The organism is Dyella flava, assembly GCF_016904955.1.
GTDB lineage: Bacteria > Pseudomonadota > Gammaproteobacteria > Xanthomonadales > Rhodanobacteraceae > Dyella_B > Dyella_B flava.
Window position 1 is genome coordinate 311,577 of sequence record NZ_JADIKE010000039.1, and the last position, 18,772, is coordinate 330,348.

An 18,772-nucleotide genomic window follows, 5' to 3' on the forward strand; every position below is an offset into this window, starting at 1 on the left:
CACGCTATGGAAGGCCATCAACCTGGAACCGTGGAGCTCGGGCCCTTGCCGCTGGATCGATTGCAGGCCGTACCTTCATTGGCCGTACTCGGCTTGAACGGCAGTGTGATGGGACCGGGATTGCTTGCGTTCGAAGGCGGCTATAACCGGGCGGACTGGTCGGGCGTGTTTCAGGCTATCAGCCTGAAAGCCGATGGCACGGCCGCCGGAAGAGTCTGGGACGCCGGTTCGATCCTCACCGATGGGGCTGCAGCGCCTCCGCAAAGCCGAACCATCCTCACCGCTGCCGCGGATAGTGCCGGCAGCGTAACCGGCATGGCCTTTGAGCCGGGATCGCCGTTTGATGCCAGCCAACTAAGAGGCCTCATGTCGCCGGCACTCAACGATCTTGCCGGCGACACGCTGGCCGCGCGGGTGGAGTATCTGCGTGGCGTGCGCACGCATGAGTTCGATGGCGTCATGCGCATGCGCAGCAGTCTGCTTGGCGCGATCATCAACTCGCAAGCTGTTTATGTCAGTGATCCCAGTGGGAACTACTTGGATAGCTGGCCAACGAAAATCAACGGACTTTCCGTGCCCGCGCCTGAGTTGGCGGCTGGCGCGCAATCCTATGCCCGTTTTGTGGCCGACAACGTCCAACGTCCACCGGTGGTTTATCTCGGCGCCAACGATGGCATGTTGCATGCGTTTCATGCGCCTATGCCCCAGTGTGATAGTTCGAGCCTGGGTAGCCACTGCACCGTAGCCACTGGTGCAGGCAAGGAGCTTTGGGCCTATGTGCCGCGTGCGGCCTACGTCAATCTCGGCAACCTCACGTCCGCCACGGATTTCCAATTCCAACCCACGGTAGACGCCACGCCGGTGACGCGTGATGTCTTTTTCAGCGAGCAGGGCAGGCATGAATGGCATACCTTGCTGGTAGGCGGATTACGACTTGGTGGTCGTGGTGCGTATGCGCTGGATATCACCCATCCGTCAACAGCCAGCGAGGTTTCTCCAAAACGCACCGTGCTTTGGGAGTTTGACGCGGATGCACCAGCGGGAATTTCCGGTGCAGGCCGTACCTACAATCCGGCCGATCTTGGATATACCTACGGGCAACCCGCGATAGCCAGACTCGCCAATGGCCGCTGGGCGGTGCTTGTCCCCGGCGGTTATTTTCCGGATTGTCTAGCACCCGATAAACCAAGCCATTGCGAACGGGAAGCCGCGCAAGCGCCCTCGGACTACAGCGCTTTGTTTGTGCTGGATGCGCAAACCGGCGAAGTGATCAGCGAGTTGACGACGCCAACGACCATCGAAGGCGTGACCAGTTTCGGCTTGTCGACGCCAGTGCTCGGCGATTATGCCAACGATCAAATCGATGACGTGGCCTTTGCGGGAGATCTTGCCGGTAATCTCTGGCGCTTCGACTTATCTTCTCCCAAACCGTCCGATTGGAAGGTGACGCTGGCTTATCGGCCCGACGTACCTGGCGCGCAGCCGATCACCGTGATGCCGCGACTGTTTCCCGATCCGGCGACCAATCGCTTTATCGTCGTATTTGGCACAGGCAAGTATCTGGGCTCCGGCGATATCACGGCGGATGTGCCTACTCAATCCGTGTATGGCATTCGCGACAAGCTGGATGTTCGCGGCAATCCGCTGACGGTGACGCGCAACACCCTGCAGGAGCAGGTCCTGAGTCAAACCACCGTTGATGATGCTGCACTGCGCAGCCTGACCTCCAATCCTGTACCGCTAAAGGCCGGAGGCTGGTATATCGACCTAAACGTTGTGGCAGGCGAGCGAGTTATTACCACGCCAACCGCCTTGTTCAATACCAATAGCGTGCTTATCAGCACCCTGATACCCGGTGACAATGCGCACCCCATTCCCCAGGGCGCCGTACTCGCGGTGGACGCGGCTACCGGCGGCCCTGGTAATGCCCTCTCGTTTGGCGGGGCTTCGTATGCAGGCGGCATGGTGAGTCAGCCACGCACGAGCGGTGGCATACCGATGGCAACGTCCATCGGTGGCGGCAAACTCATTTTGCCGGGTATGCGCTTGAAGACCGGGAAGGGCGATATCGATTTGCCGATGTCCCTGGACAGTCCCATGTGGCGCCGCCGTTCGTGGTCCCTATTGATGCAAGACTATTGAGGGGAGAAAGGCATGGATCGCTTACGTGGTTTTTCGCTGCTTGAACTCATCATTGTGGTTGCCATCGCCGCGATTCTGGCCGCTATCGCGGTGACTACATACGGGCGCTATGTCCTGCGTGCGCATCGGGCGGATGCACATCACGCACTGATGACCATTGCCAATGGCCAGGAGCGTTGGTACGCCACGTATAACCGTTACGCCGATGACCTGAGCGAATTCGGCTATGCCATGGTGGCACTCTCACAGCATGGCTACTACGAACTGGCGTTGGCTGTGGATGGCGATGCTGCGCAATCGTTCACGGCCACGGCTACGCCTCTCAACGCTCAGGCCGGTGATGCGTGCGGCATCTTGGCCATTGATGGCAGCGGCAACAAGACGCCAGGACCTGAGGATGAGCAAGCCAACGCCAATGGCCGTTGCTGGTGACGTGTGTGATGCATTGAGCTTTTAGCTGGAACGTGGAAATTTTTGAGCTTCCTGCGCCACCGATTCGTCGCCCCGGCGAAAGCCGGGGCCCAGCGTCTTACAGACAGCGCAAAGTCCTAGGCCCCGGCGTTTAGTTGAGCCCAGGGGACGCGAATGGCAAAAAGCTCAAAGGCAAAGTCGTTCTGCCAGTCCTGAGTAACGCCGGGTGCGTTGCGCCAGCGCCTGTTCGAGGCTGGCGGGTGTGCCGACCAGGCTCAACCAGCGCCGGGCGCGCGTGATGCCGGTATAGAGCAACTCGCGGGTAAGAATAGGGGAGACGTCCTCCGGCAGGACCAACGCGGTGTGTTCGAATTCGGAACCTTGCGATTTGTGTACCGTCATCGCATAGACCGTTTCCACCTCGCCAAGCCGGGACGGCAGGACACTGCGTACCAGGACATCACTTTTTGCCGCGCCAGCCAACTGCGATCCGCGTGTCATCGGAAACGCGACATAGAGGCGAAATACACCATCCGATCCGGGCATGCGCAGGGTGATGCCGACGTCACCATTCATCAGGCCAAGGCTGTAGTCGTTGCGGGTCATCATCACCGGGCGGCCTTCGTACCAGCCGCGATCGGATTCGATCAGTCCAGTACTCCAAAGCCTGGTGGCGATATCGCGATTCAGTCGCTCGGTACCTGCGGGGCCTTGGCGCACCGCGCATAAAAGCTGGAAGTGGTTGAACGCGTCGAGCACCTCATGTGCCCAGCGCTGATAAGCCGCTGGGCTGGCGTTCGCCGCTGGACGCTGTCGTTGCATGCGATCGAGGTAGAAGCGGAAGCCCTGTGGAGCATCGCCCGAGGCGGCGGTCTCGAAGCGGTCTGCGTCCCCATCCATCGCCAAGCTGGCAAGCGGCGTATCGGCCGCGCCTGCAGGTAACCACGCGATGTCTGCGGAAGGCATGGCGAGTAATGCACGCGCCTGGTCCGCGTCACCGGCATTCACTGCGGCAGCCAATCGCCCGATGCCGCTGCTGGCGTCGAAACGGTGGCTGTGGCGCAGCATGGCGATATGCTGGTCGAGCGGTTGTGCGTCGTCGCGCACGTACGCGTAGACATCATCGCCGCCGGTGTCACTCAGCCATGTTGCGATGGCGGAGCTGTAGTGTCCTTGCTCCGCGCGCTGGCCGAGGTCACCGAGTACCGCGCCCGCTTCCACCGACGAAAGCTGGTCCTTGTCGCCGAGCAGGATCAGCCGTGCACGAGAGGGCAGGGCTTCCAGCACCGCCGCCATCATTTCAAGGTCGATCATCGAGGCTTCATCGATCACCAGCACATCCAGGTGCAGCGGGTGCCGGCGGTCGTGCGTATAACGGCGGCTGTCCGGGCGAGCGCCCAACAGACGATGCAGTGTTTCCACTTCCAGCGGAATGGCCGCGCGCACGGATGGCGCCACGTCGAGCTGGGCGATTTGCCTGGCAATGGAACTGTTCAGTCGCGCAGCCGCCTTGCCCGTGGGAGCGGCCAGACGTATGCGCAACGGTGCTGCGTGCTCGCGCAGGTGCAAGGTTTGCAGCAGCCCAAGCAGGCGCACTACCGTGGTGGTTTTTCCGGTGCCGGGACCGCCGGTGATCACGCTGAATGCGCCGCGCGCGGCCAGTGCGCAGGCGACGCGTGGCCAGTCGATGTGCTGGTTGCCCTGTTCGGGAAACAGGCGTTGCAATTCGTGGCCCAGCCCATTGACGGGCGCATCGTTACTTCGTAGTCGCGCAAGAATGCCTTCCGCCACGCTGCATTCGTAATGCCAGTAACGCCGCAGATAAAGCCGGTGCCGATCGAGCACGAGCGGCGCGTTGGCGGGCAACCCGCTGGTATCGGCAAGTAGCGGCGAAATGGGCGGTGATGCGTCGGCCAGCAGATTGAGCCATGCGGTTGGCCATTCGTATTCCGCGGCCAGCCTATCCAGCGCTTGCAAATCCAGGCAGGGATGGCCGTCGCCAAGCAGCCGGCTTGCCATCGCTGCCATCAATAACAGGCGCGGTTCGGCTTGCGGATCGCGTTCGGCGATAAATCGCGCAAAAGCCAGGTCCAGCGATTGCAATTGACGCCGTGCGGTCGCATCGGCGAGCTGCGTAAGCATGGCGTCATGCGACATCGGCACGCGCTCCTTGGGCAAACAGGCGATCCATGGCATCGATCAAGGCGAAGGGCAGCCGCTCAGCGTGCACGCCGTGCCCGGCATGATCAACGCCGCGCAAATATAGATAAAGCACGCCGCCCACATGCCGCTCATAGTCGTAATCGGCCAGGCGTGCCCGCAGCTGGCGATGCAGGGCCAGCGTATAAATGGCGTATTGCAGGTCGTAGCGGGCATGCAGCGTGGCCTCACGCATGGCTGCCGGTGTGTAGGCAGCGGCTGTTTCGCCCAGCCAGTTGGATTTGTAGTCGATCACGTAATAACGGCCCTGCTGTTCGACGATAAGGTCGATAAAGCCCTTGAGCATGCCGTTGATGCGGTTATGCGGTAGCGATGGCCGTGCCGCACCTTGCAGCGTATAACGGCTGACCAGCTGATCGAGGCGTTGTGTATCGACCTGGTTGGCTTCGAACCAGAATTCCAGCTCGGCCTGATAGCGTCTGCGCTGGTCGATCTGCGCGAGCACCAGCGTGCCCCCATCGGGCAGGTTCAGCGGCGTGTGCAGCAGCGCAGGCAGCCATTGGGTCAGCAGTGAGGACCAGGTGGACCAGCCACGCCGCTGACAACGGCGCGCGATCTGCTGCTCCAGCACCACCTGATCGTTGGTTGCTGAAGCAAACCCAACCTCGGCCACCCACTCCAGCAAGTCATGCAGGAAGGTGCCCGGTTCGGCGCCGCGCGGAAAGGCATGAATACCCTGTTCGCCATCCGTAGCGCTCCATTCCACGGTCTCGCGCGAGGCTTCGGTCAGCACATCCTGCGCCGCAGTTTCCGGGGCGGCGGGCCGCAGCGTCTCGCCGGTGCCATGCGTGAGCGAGCTATAGCTCGCGATCCACCAGGGTTCCGGCGGCGGCAGATGGTAGCCGCGGGCGCCGTGCGCTGCTTGCGCGTGCTCCCGTGCGCGGTATTGGCGGGTACTGGCGGGGGCATCCCCGAGGTGGATATCTATGTCGTGTGCATCGCCGCGCAACGCCTGCAATTGTTGCAGCAGTGTCTGCGGTTCGATGGCTTCACCGCCCGAAAGCACATAGCCGAACGCCGAGCGCGGCAGCATAGGGGCCTTGCTACGGCCGTCGACGGTGCAGGCGACGCCCAGCCAACACGCATACTCGGCGCGCGTCAGCGCGACATATAACAGGCGCAGGTCCTCTTGCAGGCGCTCGCGCTCGATGCGTTGCCTGGCATCGGCGTCGGGCTCCAGATCGATCCAGGTCTGACCCTGTTCGTCATGCCAGGCCTGAATGCTGCCCTTGGGTGAATCCTGGAAGCGGCACGCAAACGGCAGCATCACCACCGGATACTGCAAACCTTTCGATTTGTGGATCGTGATGACTTTGACCAGATCGGCTTCGCTTTCCAGGCGAACCACCTGTTCTTCGGCGGTTTCGACGCCAGGGTCACCCGCCCGGGCGACCTGCACGGACAGATGACGGATCAGCGCATGCTCGCCATCCAGTTGCATGGCGGCGTGCTGCAGTAGCTCGGCCAGATGTTGCAGGTTGGTCAGCGCGCGTTCGCCGTTCGGTTTGGCCAGCAATCGCGCGGGCAGGTCGAAGGCATGCAACAGGTTGTGCAGCATCGCCAGCACACCGTGCCGCTGCCAGGTCGCTTGCAGCTTGCGAAATTGTTCGCCACATTGTTCCCAGTACGCTTCATCGTGATTGAGGCGGTCCAGTTCGGTCAGGCTGCGATCCATGCTCACGCTGGCCAAGGCGGCGCGCATGGCGCGGTCTGATGCAGGCATGGCGCAGGCTTGCAGCCATAGCAGGACATCAGCCGCTTCCGCCGCCGCGTAGACGGAGTCGCGTTCGGACAGGTAGACGCTGGTAACGCCGCGCTGCCACAACGCTTTGCGCATCACGCTTGCTTCGCCGCGACCACGTACCAACACGGCGATATCGCGCGGACGCAATGGCGTGGACGTGCGCTCCGGCTCGAAAAACGCGCAACGTCCCGATTGCGCGGCATCCAGCATATCCGCGATCCGCGCAGCCGCATGCGCTGCAGCAGTTTCGATGTACATGCCGCCAGCCATCGCCTTGTCGTGCGGCAGCACTTCCAGTTGCATGGCTGGCACGGGTTGGCCGTTGTATCGCAACGATCGCCTTGGGCCAGCATCGTGAACAGGCGTAAACGGCAAACCCTGCGCATGTGCACCGAAGGCAAACGCGCCCCACGGCTGCTGTTCGGCGTGTTGGAAAACACGATTGACGGCTGCGACCAGCGCGCCCGTGGAGCGGTAATTGGTCGTCAGCGTCCAGGTGGGTGATTGGGCCTGAGTGCGCGCGGCAAGGTAGGTATGAATGTCTGCGCCGCGAAAGGCATAGATCGCTTGCTTCGGGTCGCCGATCAGCAAGAGTCCGGTATTCGGGCGATCAGCATAGATGCGCTGGAAGATGCGCCACTGCAGCGGATCGGTATCCTGGAATTCATCGATCAGCGCCACCGGATACTGATCGGCGATGGTTTCGGCAAGCTGTGCACCATGCGGGCCATTTAGTGCTGCATCGAGCTGGCGCAGCATGTCGTCGAAGCTCGGGATCGCCTGGCGTTCGCGGATTTGTTCAATACGCGCGCTGATCCAGGGAATGGCGTGCGACAGCAATAGCGCAGCAAGTGGCGTTTCCGCATCGAGCCTATCCACCAGTGCCTGCACCGCCTGGAAGGCGGGATGCGCCGGTGGCGTGTTGCCCTTGCTGGTCGCGCTATCCAGTTTGGCTTGCGTATAGCGGGCGAGCAGGGTCTTGTCGGCTTTGGCGCCGTCCAGCCATTCGCGCAGACCGGACATGTCGCGGTCGATGCTTTCGGGCTTGAAGATGTTGTTCTTCAGTGTCTTGCCAAGCACGGCTTCGCGCAGCATCTGCTCGATGGCATTGGCATCCGCAGTCCATGCGCTGCGCGCCGCCTGCTCGGCTTCCCGGCGGGGTGCTTCACGCTTATGCAGTGCCTGTGCCAGATTATCGATGTCCGGCAAAGGCTGGGCGTTGATGCGCAGGTGGTCAGGGGATACTCCCAGCAGGGGTTTAATGGCCCGTTGCAGGGTTTGGGGATTACGCCATTGCTTGGCGATGCTGGCGGCATCGGCCTGATCCAGCCCCGCATAGAAGCAGCGCCAGTAATCGCGCACCGCCTCGGTCAGACGTGCGTTGTCATCCGCCATCTCGTCGGTGGTTTCGCCGCCTTCGAACGCATGTTGGGTGAGCATGCGCTGGCACCAGCCGTGGATGGTGTAGACCGCCGCCTCGTCCATCCATTGTGCGGCCAGATCGAGTTGGCGCGCGGCGGCGGCCCGATCGTCCGCGGTGGGGTATTCGTCAATCAAACGCCGCAGGAAATCGTCGGCTTCCTGCTGACCGCGAAACGCCGCTGCTGCGCTGGCGAGACGTTCACGAATGCGTTCGCGCAATTCGGCCGTGGCGGCACGCGTAAACGTCACCACCAGGATATGCGCGGGCAGTTGCGGCGCCTGTCCGCCGTGTCCCAATACCAATCGCAGATACAAGGCGGCGAGTGTCCAGGTCTTGCCGGTACCTGCGCTGGCTTCGATCAGGCGTATGTCTTGCAGCGGCAGGTGCAGGGGATCGAGTGGCGCCATGGCATTCATGCGTCACTCTCCAGCGTGGCGATGCTCAGTAGCGGGCGATACAGCGAAAGCCAGTGCTCGAAACCGTCCGCATACAGCGTCGAAAAGCTCGGCCATGTACGGGCAAGACAGGGTTCAAGCTCCATTTCGCCGGGCGGGGTCATCGGGGCATCGCTGCCTTCGTAGCTTGTCTGCGCAGCTTCGTACGGTTCCTTTTCGGCACGTTCCGCGATGAGCCATGCATAGGCTGTGCGGCGAGCGATAGGCAAGGGGGTTTGCATGCCGTGGCGCCATGCCTCCAGAAGTGGCTTCACATAGGCGACGGCTTCGGCAGGTGTGCAGGCTTTCAACACAACGGTGGCGTCGGCAGCAAGCAGGTGTGTGCTGAGTGCGATGCCGCTGGCGTTCGCCAGTAATTGCAACGTCCAGGCGTGCAGCAGTTTGTCGTAGCGGATGTTTTTGCCGCGGCACAGGTCGCCGGCCATGGGCAGCAGGCGGACCAGAGTCTGGTCATCATCGGTACGCAGGTCGTCGAGCCATCCTTCCAGCCGGACTACATCAGGTTGAACATCCTGGCCCGTCGTCCCGGCGAAGGCCGGGACCCAGTGACTGTGGGCATCTAAAGACGCTGGGTCCCGGCCTTCGCCGGGACGACGGTGAGGTAGTGTTGGGTGTTGCGGCAGGTTGGATGCTGTTGCGCCGGAGGACGCGTAGACATAACTCAGCTCACGCGCTTCGAGCCGTTGCGGCCAACGAGCTATCGCTGCATGCCAGCGCTTGAGGACGCGCCGTACATCGTTGCCGATCTGCTCCACGGTCAAGACGCCAAACCCGCCTGCCGGCAACACGCCCTGCTGACGCAACTGTTGCGTTGCATCGCCAAGCACCGTCCATGCATCGGCTTGATCGGCAGCGAGTGCGGATCGCAACAGCACATCCGTGGCAGCGTGATTTTCCAACCGGTCCAGCGCGAACGGCTCATCGTCATCCATGCCGGTATCGGTTTCGCCGAAACGCACTTTCAGGCGTTCGGCATAGAAACTTGCGGCGGGTCTATGCAGAAAGCGTTGCAGCTGTCCGATCTCCAGCACAGCTGTTGACTGCCATGGCTGCAGTGGCGCGTCATCGATGGCGGTGGTGCCACGGCGTGCACGCGCCCACTCCGAGGCGTAGGTAAACCAAGGCGATGCCGGATCACTGCTAAAGTAGCGCGGGCTGAAGGGTTGCAGCGGGTGTGTGGTGGTGATGGATGCCAGTAAGCGTTTGCGTGCGTCCTCACCATCAGGTGCACTGCTCGGCACATGCCAGCCTGCTGCGAGGTAATCGCGTAATTGGCCCACGAGTACCGATGGCGGCAGCTCGCTGTTGTCGCGCACACTGTGACCGATCCAGCTGATATGCAGGACATCGCGCGCCGATAGCAGCGCCTCCAGGAACATGTATCGATCATCCTCGCGCCGGGAGCGATCGCCAGGGCGATGCTGCCCGGCGCGCGCCATCAAGTCGAAATCGGGCGGCGATAGGCGACGCGGATAATCGCCATCGTTCATGCCGAGCAGGCACACCAAGCGAAACGGTATGGCACGCATCGGCAGCAGGGTGCCGAAGTTCACCGCACCGCCCATGAAGCGTTGCGACAGGTGATTCTGGTCGATCGCCTGGAGCCAGTCTTCACTGACGATGGCAATCGGAATGGCCTGGTTGAAATCCGCTTCGTTGCAGGCGTCCAGCCAGGTATCCAATGCATCCTCCAGCCGGTCGATGCGCAGTGTGTCCGCGTCGTCGCCCTGCGTATCGAAGCAATCACGCAGCAGGCGGCGCAGGCGCTCGCTCCATTGGGTTGGCGTGGCCGTGCCGGCGAACAGCTGCCAGTAATGCTCCAGCGTTTCCAGCAACTGACTCAACGGGCCGAGCAGCGCTGCATCCAGTCCGCCGATATCGGCATAGGGTGCGATATCGTCCAGCGATGGTGCGGCACCGCTGGCATAGCCGAGCAACATGCGGCGCATGCCGAAGCGCCAGCTGTTTTGTTCGTCGGGCGGTAGATCCAGCGCTTGCTTCTGTTGGCCGTCCAGCCCCCAGCGGATACCCGACTCGGTAATCCAGCGGCGGATGACCGGCAGATCGTCTTCGCCGATGCCAAAGCGGCGGCGCAATGAAGGCACATCGAGTAAGTCGAGCACTTGGCTGGCCGTGAAGCGCGATTCGGCCAGGTTCAACAACGATTCCAGCGCGGCCAGCAGCGGCGACGTGCCACGGCCCGGCTGATCGGCCACGCTGTAGGGCAGGTAGCGTGGATCATCCAGCGCAATGCGCCCGAATACCGCCTGCACGTGCGGAGCATACGTGCGGATATCCGGCACCATGACCATCACGTCGCGCGGCGCCAGCGGCCGGCCTTCGCGTGACGCTTGCTCGAACAGATCGAGCAAGCGGTCGTGCAGGATTTCCACTTCGCGCTGCGGACTATGTGCGATATGAAAGTGTAGCGACTGGCGTTCATCGGGCAAGCGTTTGCGCCGGGCGGCATCGGCAGGCACCGGCTCAAGATCCAGCACCGCCTGTTGCACCTGATGCAGCAGGGAATCGGTACCCAGGTCCCGGAACAGATCGATGCCGCGCTTGATGGATGCGAAACGGTCGCGATAGCGCTCAGGCTGATCGAAGGCATCGAGCTGGCGAATAAAATCGCGCCCCTGCTTGCCCCAGGCCGCCAGCAGCGGATTGGCGTGCAGGTGCAGATCTTCGTAGCGTGGCTCGGGTGGAAGACCGGGCTTGCCGGCATGGCGGCGTTGTGCGGCCATCAGCAGTTCGCGATCTTCGATGATGTCAGCCCAGTAATGCCGGCAAGGATTGGTCACCAGCAACAACACCTGGCTGAAGCGCGACAGGGCGGTCAGTGCCTCCAGCACTTGTTGCGGCAGCGAGGTGATACCAAACACGACGATACGCCGAGGCAAGTCATGCGGCTGGAAGTCAGGTGCCTGCATGTGCTGCATGAAGCGGCGATGCACGGCGGCGCGGTGGCTGTCGCGCTGGGCGGCGGGAACATCCTCGAGCAACAGCCGCCACAGCTTCGGTTGCCAGCTTTGCGTGGGGGGCAATTCGGTCACGTGCCGGCGCAAGCTGTCGCGCAGCACGTCGTTGCGATGTTCCCAGTCCTCGAGCCAGTCGGCGCGGAACACCTGGTACTGGTCGAACAAATCGGCAACTTGCGTCGCGAGCCGATGCCACCGCCGCCAGTCGCGCGTATCGCCCAACAGACTGCGTAATGGTGCGAAGGAGGCATGATCAAGATGTTGCGGCAGCAAGCGCAACAGGCGCCAGATCAGCCGGCTCTTGTCGAAGGGTGAAGTGGCCGGCACGGCGGCCTCGCCCAGCGCTGAGCGATAGCCTTGCCACAGAAAGCGGCCCGGCAACTGCACGTCCACCGCCGCGCTGATGCCCAGGCCGCCCGCGTCGACGGGACGGGCCAGTGCCAGCTTCAGCCACTGCGCAATGCCGTTGCTCTGCACCAGCATGACTTCGTTTTCCAGCGGCTGGAGCGGAGCCCGTTGCAGCCAGGCCACCAGCAGGTCGCGCAGATCCTCCTGGCGATTGCCGTGAATCACCATCAGGCCAGGTTCGATCGGGTTGGTACGTGCGGAGTGCTCGAATACGCTCACGGGTGGCTGCGCTTGGTGTCGTTCATGGCGTGATTGTCCCGGACTTGCGGCCCGGCGGCTTCATTCCGATCGCGCGGCTTGTTGTGAGCATGAATAAGGTGTCATAGGGAGTTCGGCGGATTTTAGCCTTAATCAGGGTTATCAACGCCTTGTAGTGCCTCCTTGGGTTGGCGCGCCAGGTTTTGCCATCTATGTCGACGCAGCGTATCCGGCCTCATCCCATACGGTTGCTGCGGGCCTCGGTGTGATATCCATCGCACATTGCACTCGGTGATCGGTGCAGTGTGCCGCGTGTAGAGATCAGTCACGCAAGGCTTCGGCCCGCTTCACCCTGGTTTCACGCCAGGGATCGAATCATCGCGGCGTTTGGACGTCTGCACGTACTCAGATAGATGTCACGGACCGCCGGTCAAAAACTACACGGGGTGATCGATGGTGAAGGGACTTTGGGCGCATCCATGGGTGCGTCATATCGCAGTGGCTGTGGGCTATGGGCTCGCGGCGTTTTTATGTCGAAGCTTGTCGGTTAGAGAGTGGGAAATTCTTGCCGGCCTTCGTCTGAGCGCCTTGTTGCTGCTTTCTTATCGCTATTGGCCGGCGCTGATCCTGGGCGAATGCGGCTATTACATCCATCTAGCTTTGGGTTGTGCCGGCACCTGGGGTGTGACTTGGAGTTTATGCGCGGCACCGCCACCGATTATCTACGTTATTCCAGTCATATATTGGGTCAGGGAAAAATGGAATCCGATTGAAAAGCATTCGATCATCATGGGACGCCTGCTTGGCTGCGCCCTGATCGTGTCAGTAGTGCCGACGCTGCGAAGCCTGGGCCTGTTTACGGTCATGAAGAACTTGCCGGCCGGTTATGTCGTCGATTACCCGATATTCGCTTCTGATTATTTTCTCGGTAATTACCTGGGGATTCTCACGGTTACTCCGCTAACGCTGTTTGTCTATCAAATGGCCGCAGGTACGACCTGGCGCCAGTTGAGTCAGAAAATGGCCAATAGCCGCCTGCTATTCGAAAGCGTCAGCCTGGTTGCTCCCGTGCTGGCATTCCTGTTTTGGATTGGCGTGACACCGTCATTCCATCCACAAGTGCGCCCGGTCGTGCAGATCGCCATGTTCTTGCCGGTCGTGTGGCTTGCTTTGCGCCACGGTTGGCAAGGGGCGGCCGTGGGCGGTGCTGCGGCAAGTTGCGCGGTCATCTTGCTTATGCCGGTACGGCACGACTATGAGACGTCGCAGGCTGAAGGCATTATCGCTTTCGCGATTTCCACCATGCTGCTGATGGGTGGCCGCATTGCCGCGCTCGATTTTAGCGCCAGCCGGGAACGGACGGATTTGCAACTCGCGCTCGCGCTGGCACAGCGCAACGTCTATGTCGGTGAAATGCAGTTGCGCATGACTTCGCAAGCGTTGGATCAGATTCGTGAAACAGTCCAGACTGGTTTCGCACTCATGATGAGGCGCCTTCGCCATCTACAGCCCGCAGTGGACGAGCGCGGCTATCAGCATCAGGCAAGGGTCGCGCAAGATCAGCTATTTCGTCTGGCCGATGGTCTGTATCCGGCCGCTTTGCGGGAAAGAGGGTTGCCTAATGCACTGCGCGATGGTGCCTTGGCCCGAATATTTGACGAAGCAGGCTTGACGTATTCCTGCGAGGTGCGCGGTTCCGTGAGCAAGCTTTCCCAGGCGCTGCGCATGACGACTTATCGGATCATTTGGGAGGCTGTCACTGACGGCTGCACAAAGAAAGACGTGAGTCATATCCGGGTTCGGGTTCGAGGGGTGGATAAGGGAAAGCGGCGCGGCGTTGTGGTGAGTATTTATTTTCAGGTCGATCCTGTGGGTGCCGCGAACGTTCGCTGGGACGACGTGCTTTCCAGTCTGGTTCGAGCCAGCAGCGGTCTGGGACCGCAGATGATTCGGGACCGTGCAGCCATTTTCGAAGGATATGCCAAGACCCGTGCGTTCCCAGCGGGTCGCCTTACAGGCGTTTATATGCTTGATCCGCAGGGGGAGCCGGCGGTGATAGACACCGCCGGGAAAGGGAAGTGCCGTGATCAGAAAGTCCCCGGTGTTTTGTTCAAAGGGCTGTAGCTACGTGATTGCACTCTGACGGATCGTCTTGGCACGAGACGTCGGTCTTGACGGTAAGTGCGGCCGTTCCATCACTCTGCGGCGTCACTGTAATCACGGTCGAGCTGTCCCGGTAAACAGTGGTCGCTGCAGCGGTGGGCTGCGCATTGGATCGCTCTGCTGCTTGCTGTGGTGTCGACACGTATTGCGAGAATTGCCCTATTGGCAACGTGATGAATTGTCCACCGGCTGTTCCAATAGCACCTAGCACATTGCCATTGAGATCGTTGACCTGTACATATTTGACACCGTTCAATACGAACACATAAACGTGCCAGTTCGGACTCGCGCTAACATCCGTCGCATTCGGCCACGCCTGTCCTAAACCCGTGGTTGGCGGGTTACTGGCAGTGGCAATACCCGACACACCCATGGCCAGAAATATGGCGAGTGCGGCACGAGATAGCTTCTGCATAAATCTTTCCCCTCTTCATTCGATAGTAGTGAGTGATGCCGTTATTGCGGGCGGCAATCCAGCTCCGATCCGGTGTCCGGAAGGTCGTCCCGGCGACAGGAAACAAGCGCCATCCAGCAGGCCATAGGGGGGCGTGATGGCTCTGTGAAAAATGCACATTATTGGATCGATTTACAGCGAAAAATGCGCCGTCTGTTATTCCGGCATTCGGTTTTGTGTGTTTTATGGAATGGCGAATCATTCGATATGCGCATTGATATCGATGTCGTCCGAATTTGTGTGCGCAACAAAATAGGGGTATGACGAGCAATGCGGATGGATGCCGTTTGCACTAATCGATATAAGTTTGATCGATTAGTCTTGAGGGTTACGCAAGGCGAGTTTTCAAGGTTAATCGCGAGAGTTTAATTCCCGGTTGGTATTGACTTCGCATGCCGACGTATCCGCAACACCCGGCGTCATCAGCGCTTCACTTCGGTCAGATGGCCGGCATGACATCAATCTTGTTCGTAGACATGATCGGGTGTGATGCATCCAGCACGGGAGTCCGGTGGAGTTGGGATGGTGCCGACGATGTATGAGGCAAGGCCGCTCGCATCGATGGCGGAGCAAACGGGAGGCGTGTGATGTCTTAAGGCGCTCGGTGGCGGATGGGAGACGTCCTTCCGGGGGGGCATCTTCTGCTCAGCGCGGTAGCGCAGCGGGGTCCGGCGATCGTGCTCTCATTGACGGCGGCGTACTGCGACCTTCGATGACAGCATCAGATAAGGATTAGCGTCGGTGAGCTTTGGCGCTTCCAGTTTTCTCGTGTTCGCCACAACAGCACGGCGAAATCGCGCCTTTCAAAGCAAAACAGCGCTTCACACCGCGAGGCGTAAAGCGCTGTCATGTCTGGAATGATTGGTGGAGCGGAGGAGGATCGAACTCCCGACCTTCGCATTGCGAACGCGACGCTCTCCCAGCTGAGCTACCGCCCCACGCGAGCTGCACATGTTAGCAGCGGAGCTCCGATCGAGCAAAGCCTCGGCTCAGGCGGGCAGCAGGCTGCTCAGGCGGTCATGCAGGATGTCGCGGCGCCAGCCTTCCAGGGTTTCCGGCCAGACCTCCGTCACCACGTATTCCTCCAGCACTTTGCGCGAGCAGAGCAGGCCGGCGGGCAGGTCGAGTTCGGTGGCCATGGCGTCGACGGCTACTTTCATCTCGGCCAGGGCCTGCTTGGCCTTGCCCTGCGGGAAGGGTGGGATGGGGCTGGTGTCGGCGATTTCCTGGTCGGAAAGGGGCTCGGCCATCAGTTCGAACAGTTCGGCGCGTTGTTGGGAGCGCAAGGCGCGCTGGCCGCTGCTTCGCTGGTCCAGTTCGTCGAGGTGTTTGGGCGGTTGCGCGGCGAGGCTCATGATGAGCGCGTCTTCCAACAGCCAGGGGCGTGGCCGGTCGAGCCGGCGTGCGGCGGCATCGCGCCACAGCAGAATGCGCCGGAGCAATGCCTGCTGCTCGCGCGGCCATTCGGCGGCGCCGCGCAGGGCAAGTTGCGGTTGCGGGTCGCCGTAGCGCTGGCAACTTTTGCGCTTGAGCCGTTCGCAATCTTCCGCATGCCATGCAGTGCGCTTACGTTCTTCAAGGCGCTCGGCCAGCTGTTGGTGGATGGTGTGCAGATACACCACATCCAGTGTGGCGTACGCACTCTGCGACGCGGTGAGTGGGCGCTGCATCCAGTCGGAGCGTGTTTCACCCTTGTCCAGCTCCACGCCGACCAGTTCGGCCACCAGGGCGCGATAACTGACACCCAGACCCGTGCCGACAAAAGCCGCGGCGATTTGCGTGTCGAACAGCACACGCGGCCCTTCCGGCAACCAGGGAGCCAGTGTTTCCAGATCTTCGCTGGCGCTGTGCATCAGCGTGACGACGTTCGCGTTTTCGAGCGGCTGCAATGCGCGTGCAATATCGAAGGCAAGCGGATCCACCAGCGCATAGCGCTCCTTCCATCCCAACTGCAGCAAGGCAAGCTGGGGATAGAAGGTGTTGCGACGCATGAACTCGGTGTCGAGCGCCAGCACGCCACCCGCTGAAAGCCCAGCCAGCCACTGTTCAAGTTCGCTGCGTTGTTTGATCCAGTCTGCCTGGGGCGGCTGTACGGGCGGGGGCATGCGTGTTCCTTGGAACGACAGGGCAGGCGACTCGCGATTGCCCCATCTTCATTGGTGCCATATGGTAAGCGGCGAACCATAGCAGGCCAGCCACGGAACGCCCACCATGCCGAGCAAGGAAACCGTACAACGCCAACGCGCATTCGGTGGGGCGCTCGGCGTGCTCGTGCTGGCATTTGGCCTCACGTACCACTTTTTTCCGGAAATCTTCCACGTCAGCCCGGAAGAGGTGGCTAACCCGCCTTCGCCCGCCGTGGCGGGGCTGGCGCGTGCCCGGCCGGCACGGGCAGGCAGCGTGCTGCCGTCGCCACAGGAGGAACTCAACGCCGGGCCGCCGCTGACGCTAGCTCCGACCGCCGTGATTGCCGCACGCCTGAATCGGGTGCACACGGTGCTACCCGAGCAGTTGACGGCAGATTCACCCGAGGTGCGCGCCTTGATCGAGCGCGCCAACAAAGCGTTCCTGGCCGGACAGATGGTTGGCGACAAGAACAGCGCTGCGGCGCTGTACGAGCAGGCCGTCAAGCTCAAGCCGGATAGCCGCGCCGCCGTGCAGGGCCTGGATCAGGTACGTACGCATTTGATTGCCGAGATCACCCAGGACATCGCCATCGGCGACTCCGGCTCAGCAGGCACGCTGCTGGATGACCTCAAGGCCATGCCGAACACCACCGCCGATGTCGCTCCGCTGGAAGCCAGCATGAAGACGCTGATCACCGTGCGCCCGATGTTGGCCAAGGCGGCCGCTCTGCTGCAGCAGGGCAATGGCGACAAGCCCAGTGGCAACGATGCACTGGATCTCTACAGGCAGGTGCAAAAGCTCGATCCGCAGAATGCCGTCGCAGCACAAGGCATCCTGCAGGTGCAGCGTGTGGTGCTTGATCGCGCACTGGCTGCCGTCGCCCAGAACGATTTTGCCGGCGCCGAAACAGCGCTTACCGAAGCGCAATCGATCCAGCCCGAGTCTCCGCAGTTGCAGGAAGTGCAGTCGCAGGTCGACAACATTCGCCAGCAGCGCGCGACCGGTGTGCTGGCGCAAGCACGTTCTGCGCTGGATGCCGGCAACCTCGCACTGGCCAAGCAACTGGCCGGACAGGCGCAAGCGATCAGTCCGCAATTGGCCGGTATCGCGGAGTTCGCGGAGCGGCTCACCAACGCGCGCTTGTACGCCAGTTACAAACCGGGACAGGTGTTTACCGATCGCTTTGTGGATATGACCGGGCAATCTCCCACCATGCTGGTGGTGCCCACCGGTAGCTTCATGATGGGCGCGCCGGAAGACGAACGGGGACGCACCGATGCGCAGGGGCCGCAGCATGAAGTGGCTATCAGCACGGGCTTCGCCATGTCGCAGACCGATATCACCGTAGGACAGTTTCGCGAGTTCGTGCGGGCCAGCGGCTACAAGCCGGAATCGGTGACCGCGGGTGGCGCCAGCGTCTACGACGAACGCACTGGTGTCATGCGCGACGATTCCAGCGCGAACTGGGAGGACGACTACGCCGGCCATCCCGCGGCGAATGATCTGCCGGTGGTCAACATTTCCTGGAGCGACGCCAACGCCTACGCGCAATGGCTGAGCCAGCGCACCGGCAAGAAATACCGGCTGCCGAGCGAAGCCGAATTCGAATACGCCTTGCGCGCAGGCAGCACCACACGCTACTGGTGGGGCAAGGGCACCCCGACCACCAAGGTGGAAAACCTCACCGGCTCGCTCGACCGCTCGCCCAGCGGGCGGCGCTGGAGTCATGCGTTCCTGGGTTATGGCGATGGCTATTGGGGGCCGGCGCCGGTGATGAGTTTTGCGCCCAATGCCTTCGGTCTGTACGACATGGACGGCAACGTTTCCGAATGGATGGTCGACTGCTGGCACGACAACTACGTTCGTGCACCGGTAGATGGTAGCGCCTGGGTGAATCCCGGTTGCTCCCTGCGTGTGGTTCGCGGTGGTTCGTGGGGCAGTTCGCCGGAGCAGGCGAATTCGGCGTATCGGCAGGGCGCTGATGCGGACATTCGCAGCGGACGCGTCGGCTTCCGCATCGTGCGCGAGCTTTAAACTGCTTGATTCCTT

The 18,772-nt window shown here is 61.5% G+C and carries 9 protein-coding genes and 1 tRNA gene; 4 read left to right on the forward strand and 6 right to left on the reverse strand.

Going from position 1 to position 18,772, the window contains the following annotated elements; translation table 11 throughout:
- Positions 1-6 precede the first annotated feature (6 nt).
- Complete coding sequence (locus ISP19_RS19770; RefSeq protein ID WP_204684125.1) at positions 7-2,142, forward strand: pilus assembly protein; 2,136 nt, start codon at positions 7-9, stop codon at positions 2,140-2,142.
- Positions 2,143-2,154: 12 nt separating this feature from the next.
- Positions 2,155-2,574, forward strand: coding sequence for a type IV pilin protein (locus tag ISP19_RS19775; RefSeq protein WP_204684126.1), 420 nt, complete (start codon positions 2,155-2,157; stop codon positions 2,572-2,574).
- Positions 2,575-2,739: 165 nt separating this feature from the next.
- Here ISP19_RS19775 and recD read toward each other — a convergent pair whose 3' ends face one another.
- Genes recD through recC form a run of 3 tightly spaced genes read right to left on the reverse strand, consistent with a single transcriptional unit; the run spans position 2,740 to position 12,000 of the window.
- Complete coding sequence (gene recD / locus ISP19_RS19780; protein ID WP_204684127.1) at positions 2,740-4,710, reverse strand: exodeoxyribonuclease V subunit alpha; 1,971 nt, start codon at positions 4,708-4,710, stop codon at positions 2,740-2,742.
- Complete coding sequence (gene recB, locus ISP19_RS19785; RefSeq protein WP_204684128.1) at positions 4,700-8,356, reverse strand: exodeoxyribonuclease V subunit beta; 3,657 nt, start codon at positions 8,354-8,356, stop codon at positions 4,700-4,702. Before recB ends, recD begins: the two co-directional genes overlap by 11 nt.
- A complete protein-coding gene (gene recC, locus ISP19_RS19790) occupies positions 8,353-12,000 on the reverse strand; it encodes an exodeoxyribonuclease V subunit gamma (RefSeq protein WP_204684129.1) in 3,648 nt (1,215 codons plus the stop codon). The genes recB and recC overlap by 4 nt, the downstream gene beginning before the upstream one ends.
- Positions 12,001-12,432: 432 nt before the next feature.
- Here recC and ISP19_RS19795 point away from each other — a divergent pair, with 432 nt between their 5' ends.
- Positions 12,433-14,103 carry an MASE1 domain-containing protein gene (locus tag ISP19_RS19795; protein WP_204684130.1) on the forward strand — a complete coding sequence of 557 codons (1,671 nt, stop codon included), beginning with the start codon at positions 12,433-12,435 and terminating at the stop codon, positions 14,101-14,103.
- Here the strand turns inward: ISP19_RS19795 and ISP19_RS19800 are convergent.
- From ISP19_RS19800 to rnd, 3 genes are all read right to left on the reverse strand, one after another.
- Positions 14,090-14,557: a hypothetical protein gene (locus ISP19_RS19800; RefSeq protein WP_239556958.1), complete on the reverse strand. Its 468-nt coding sequence runs from the start codon at positions 14,555-14,557 to the stop codon at positions 14,090-14,092. The two genes, ISP19_RS19795 and ISP19_RS19800, sit on opposite strands and share 14 nt — an antisense overlap.
- Before the next feature lie 901 nt (positions 14,558-15,458).
- Positions 15,459-15,534 (reverse strand) — tRNA-Ala (locus ISP19_RS19805).
- A gap of 51 nt (positions 15,535-15,585) precedes the next feature.
- The gene (gene rnd, locus ISP19_RS19810; protein WP_204684131.1) at positions 15,586-16,701 is read right to left on the reverse strand and encodes a ribonuclease D; all 1,116 of its coding nucleotides are present in this window, start codon (positions 16,699-16,701) and stop codon (positions 15,586-15,588) included.
- A 106-nt stretch (positions 16,702-16,807) separates the two neighbouring features.
- Between rnd and ISP19_RS19815 the strand changes: the two genes are divergently transcribed.
- On the forward strand, positions 16,808-18,757 hold the full coding sequence (locus ISP19_RS19815) for an SUMF1/EgtB/PvdO family nonheme iron enzyme (protein WP_204684132.1): 1,950 nt from the start codon (positions 16,808-16,810) through the stop codon (positions 18,755-18,757).
- The last annotated feature ends 15 nt before the right edge of the window (positions 18,758-18,772 follow it).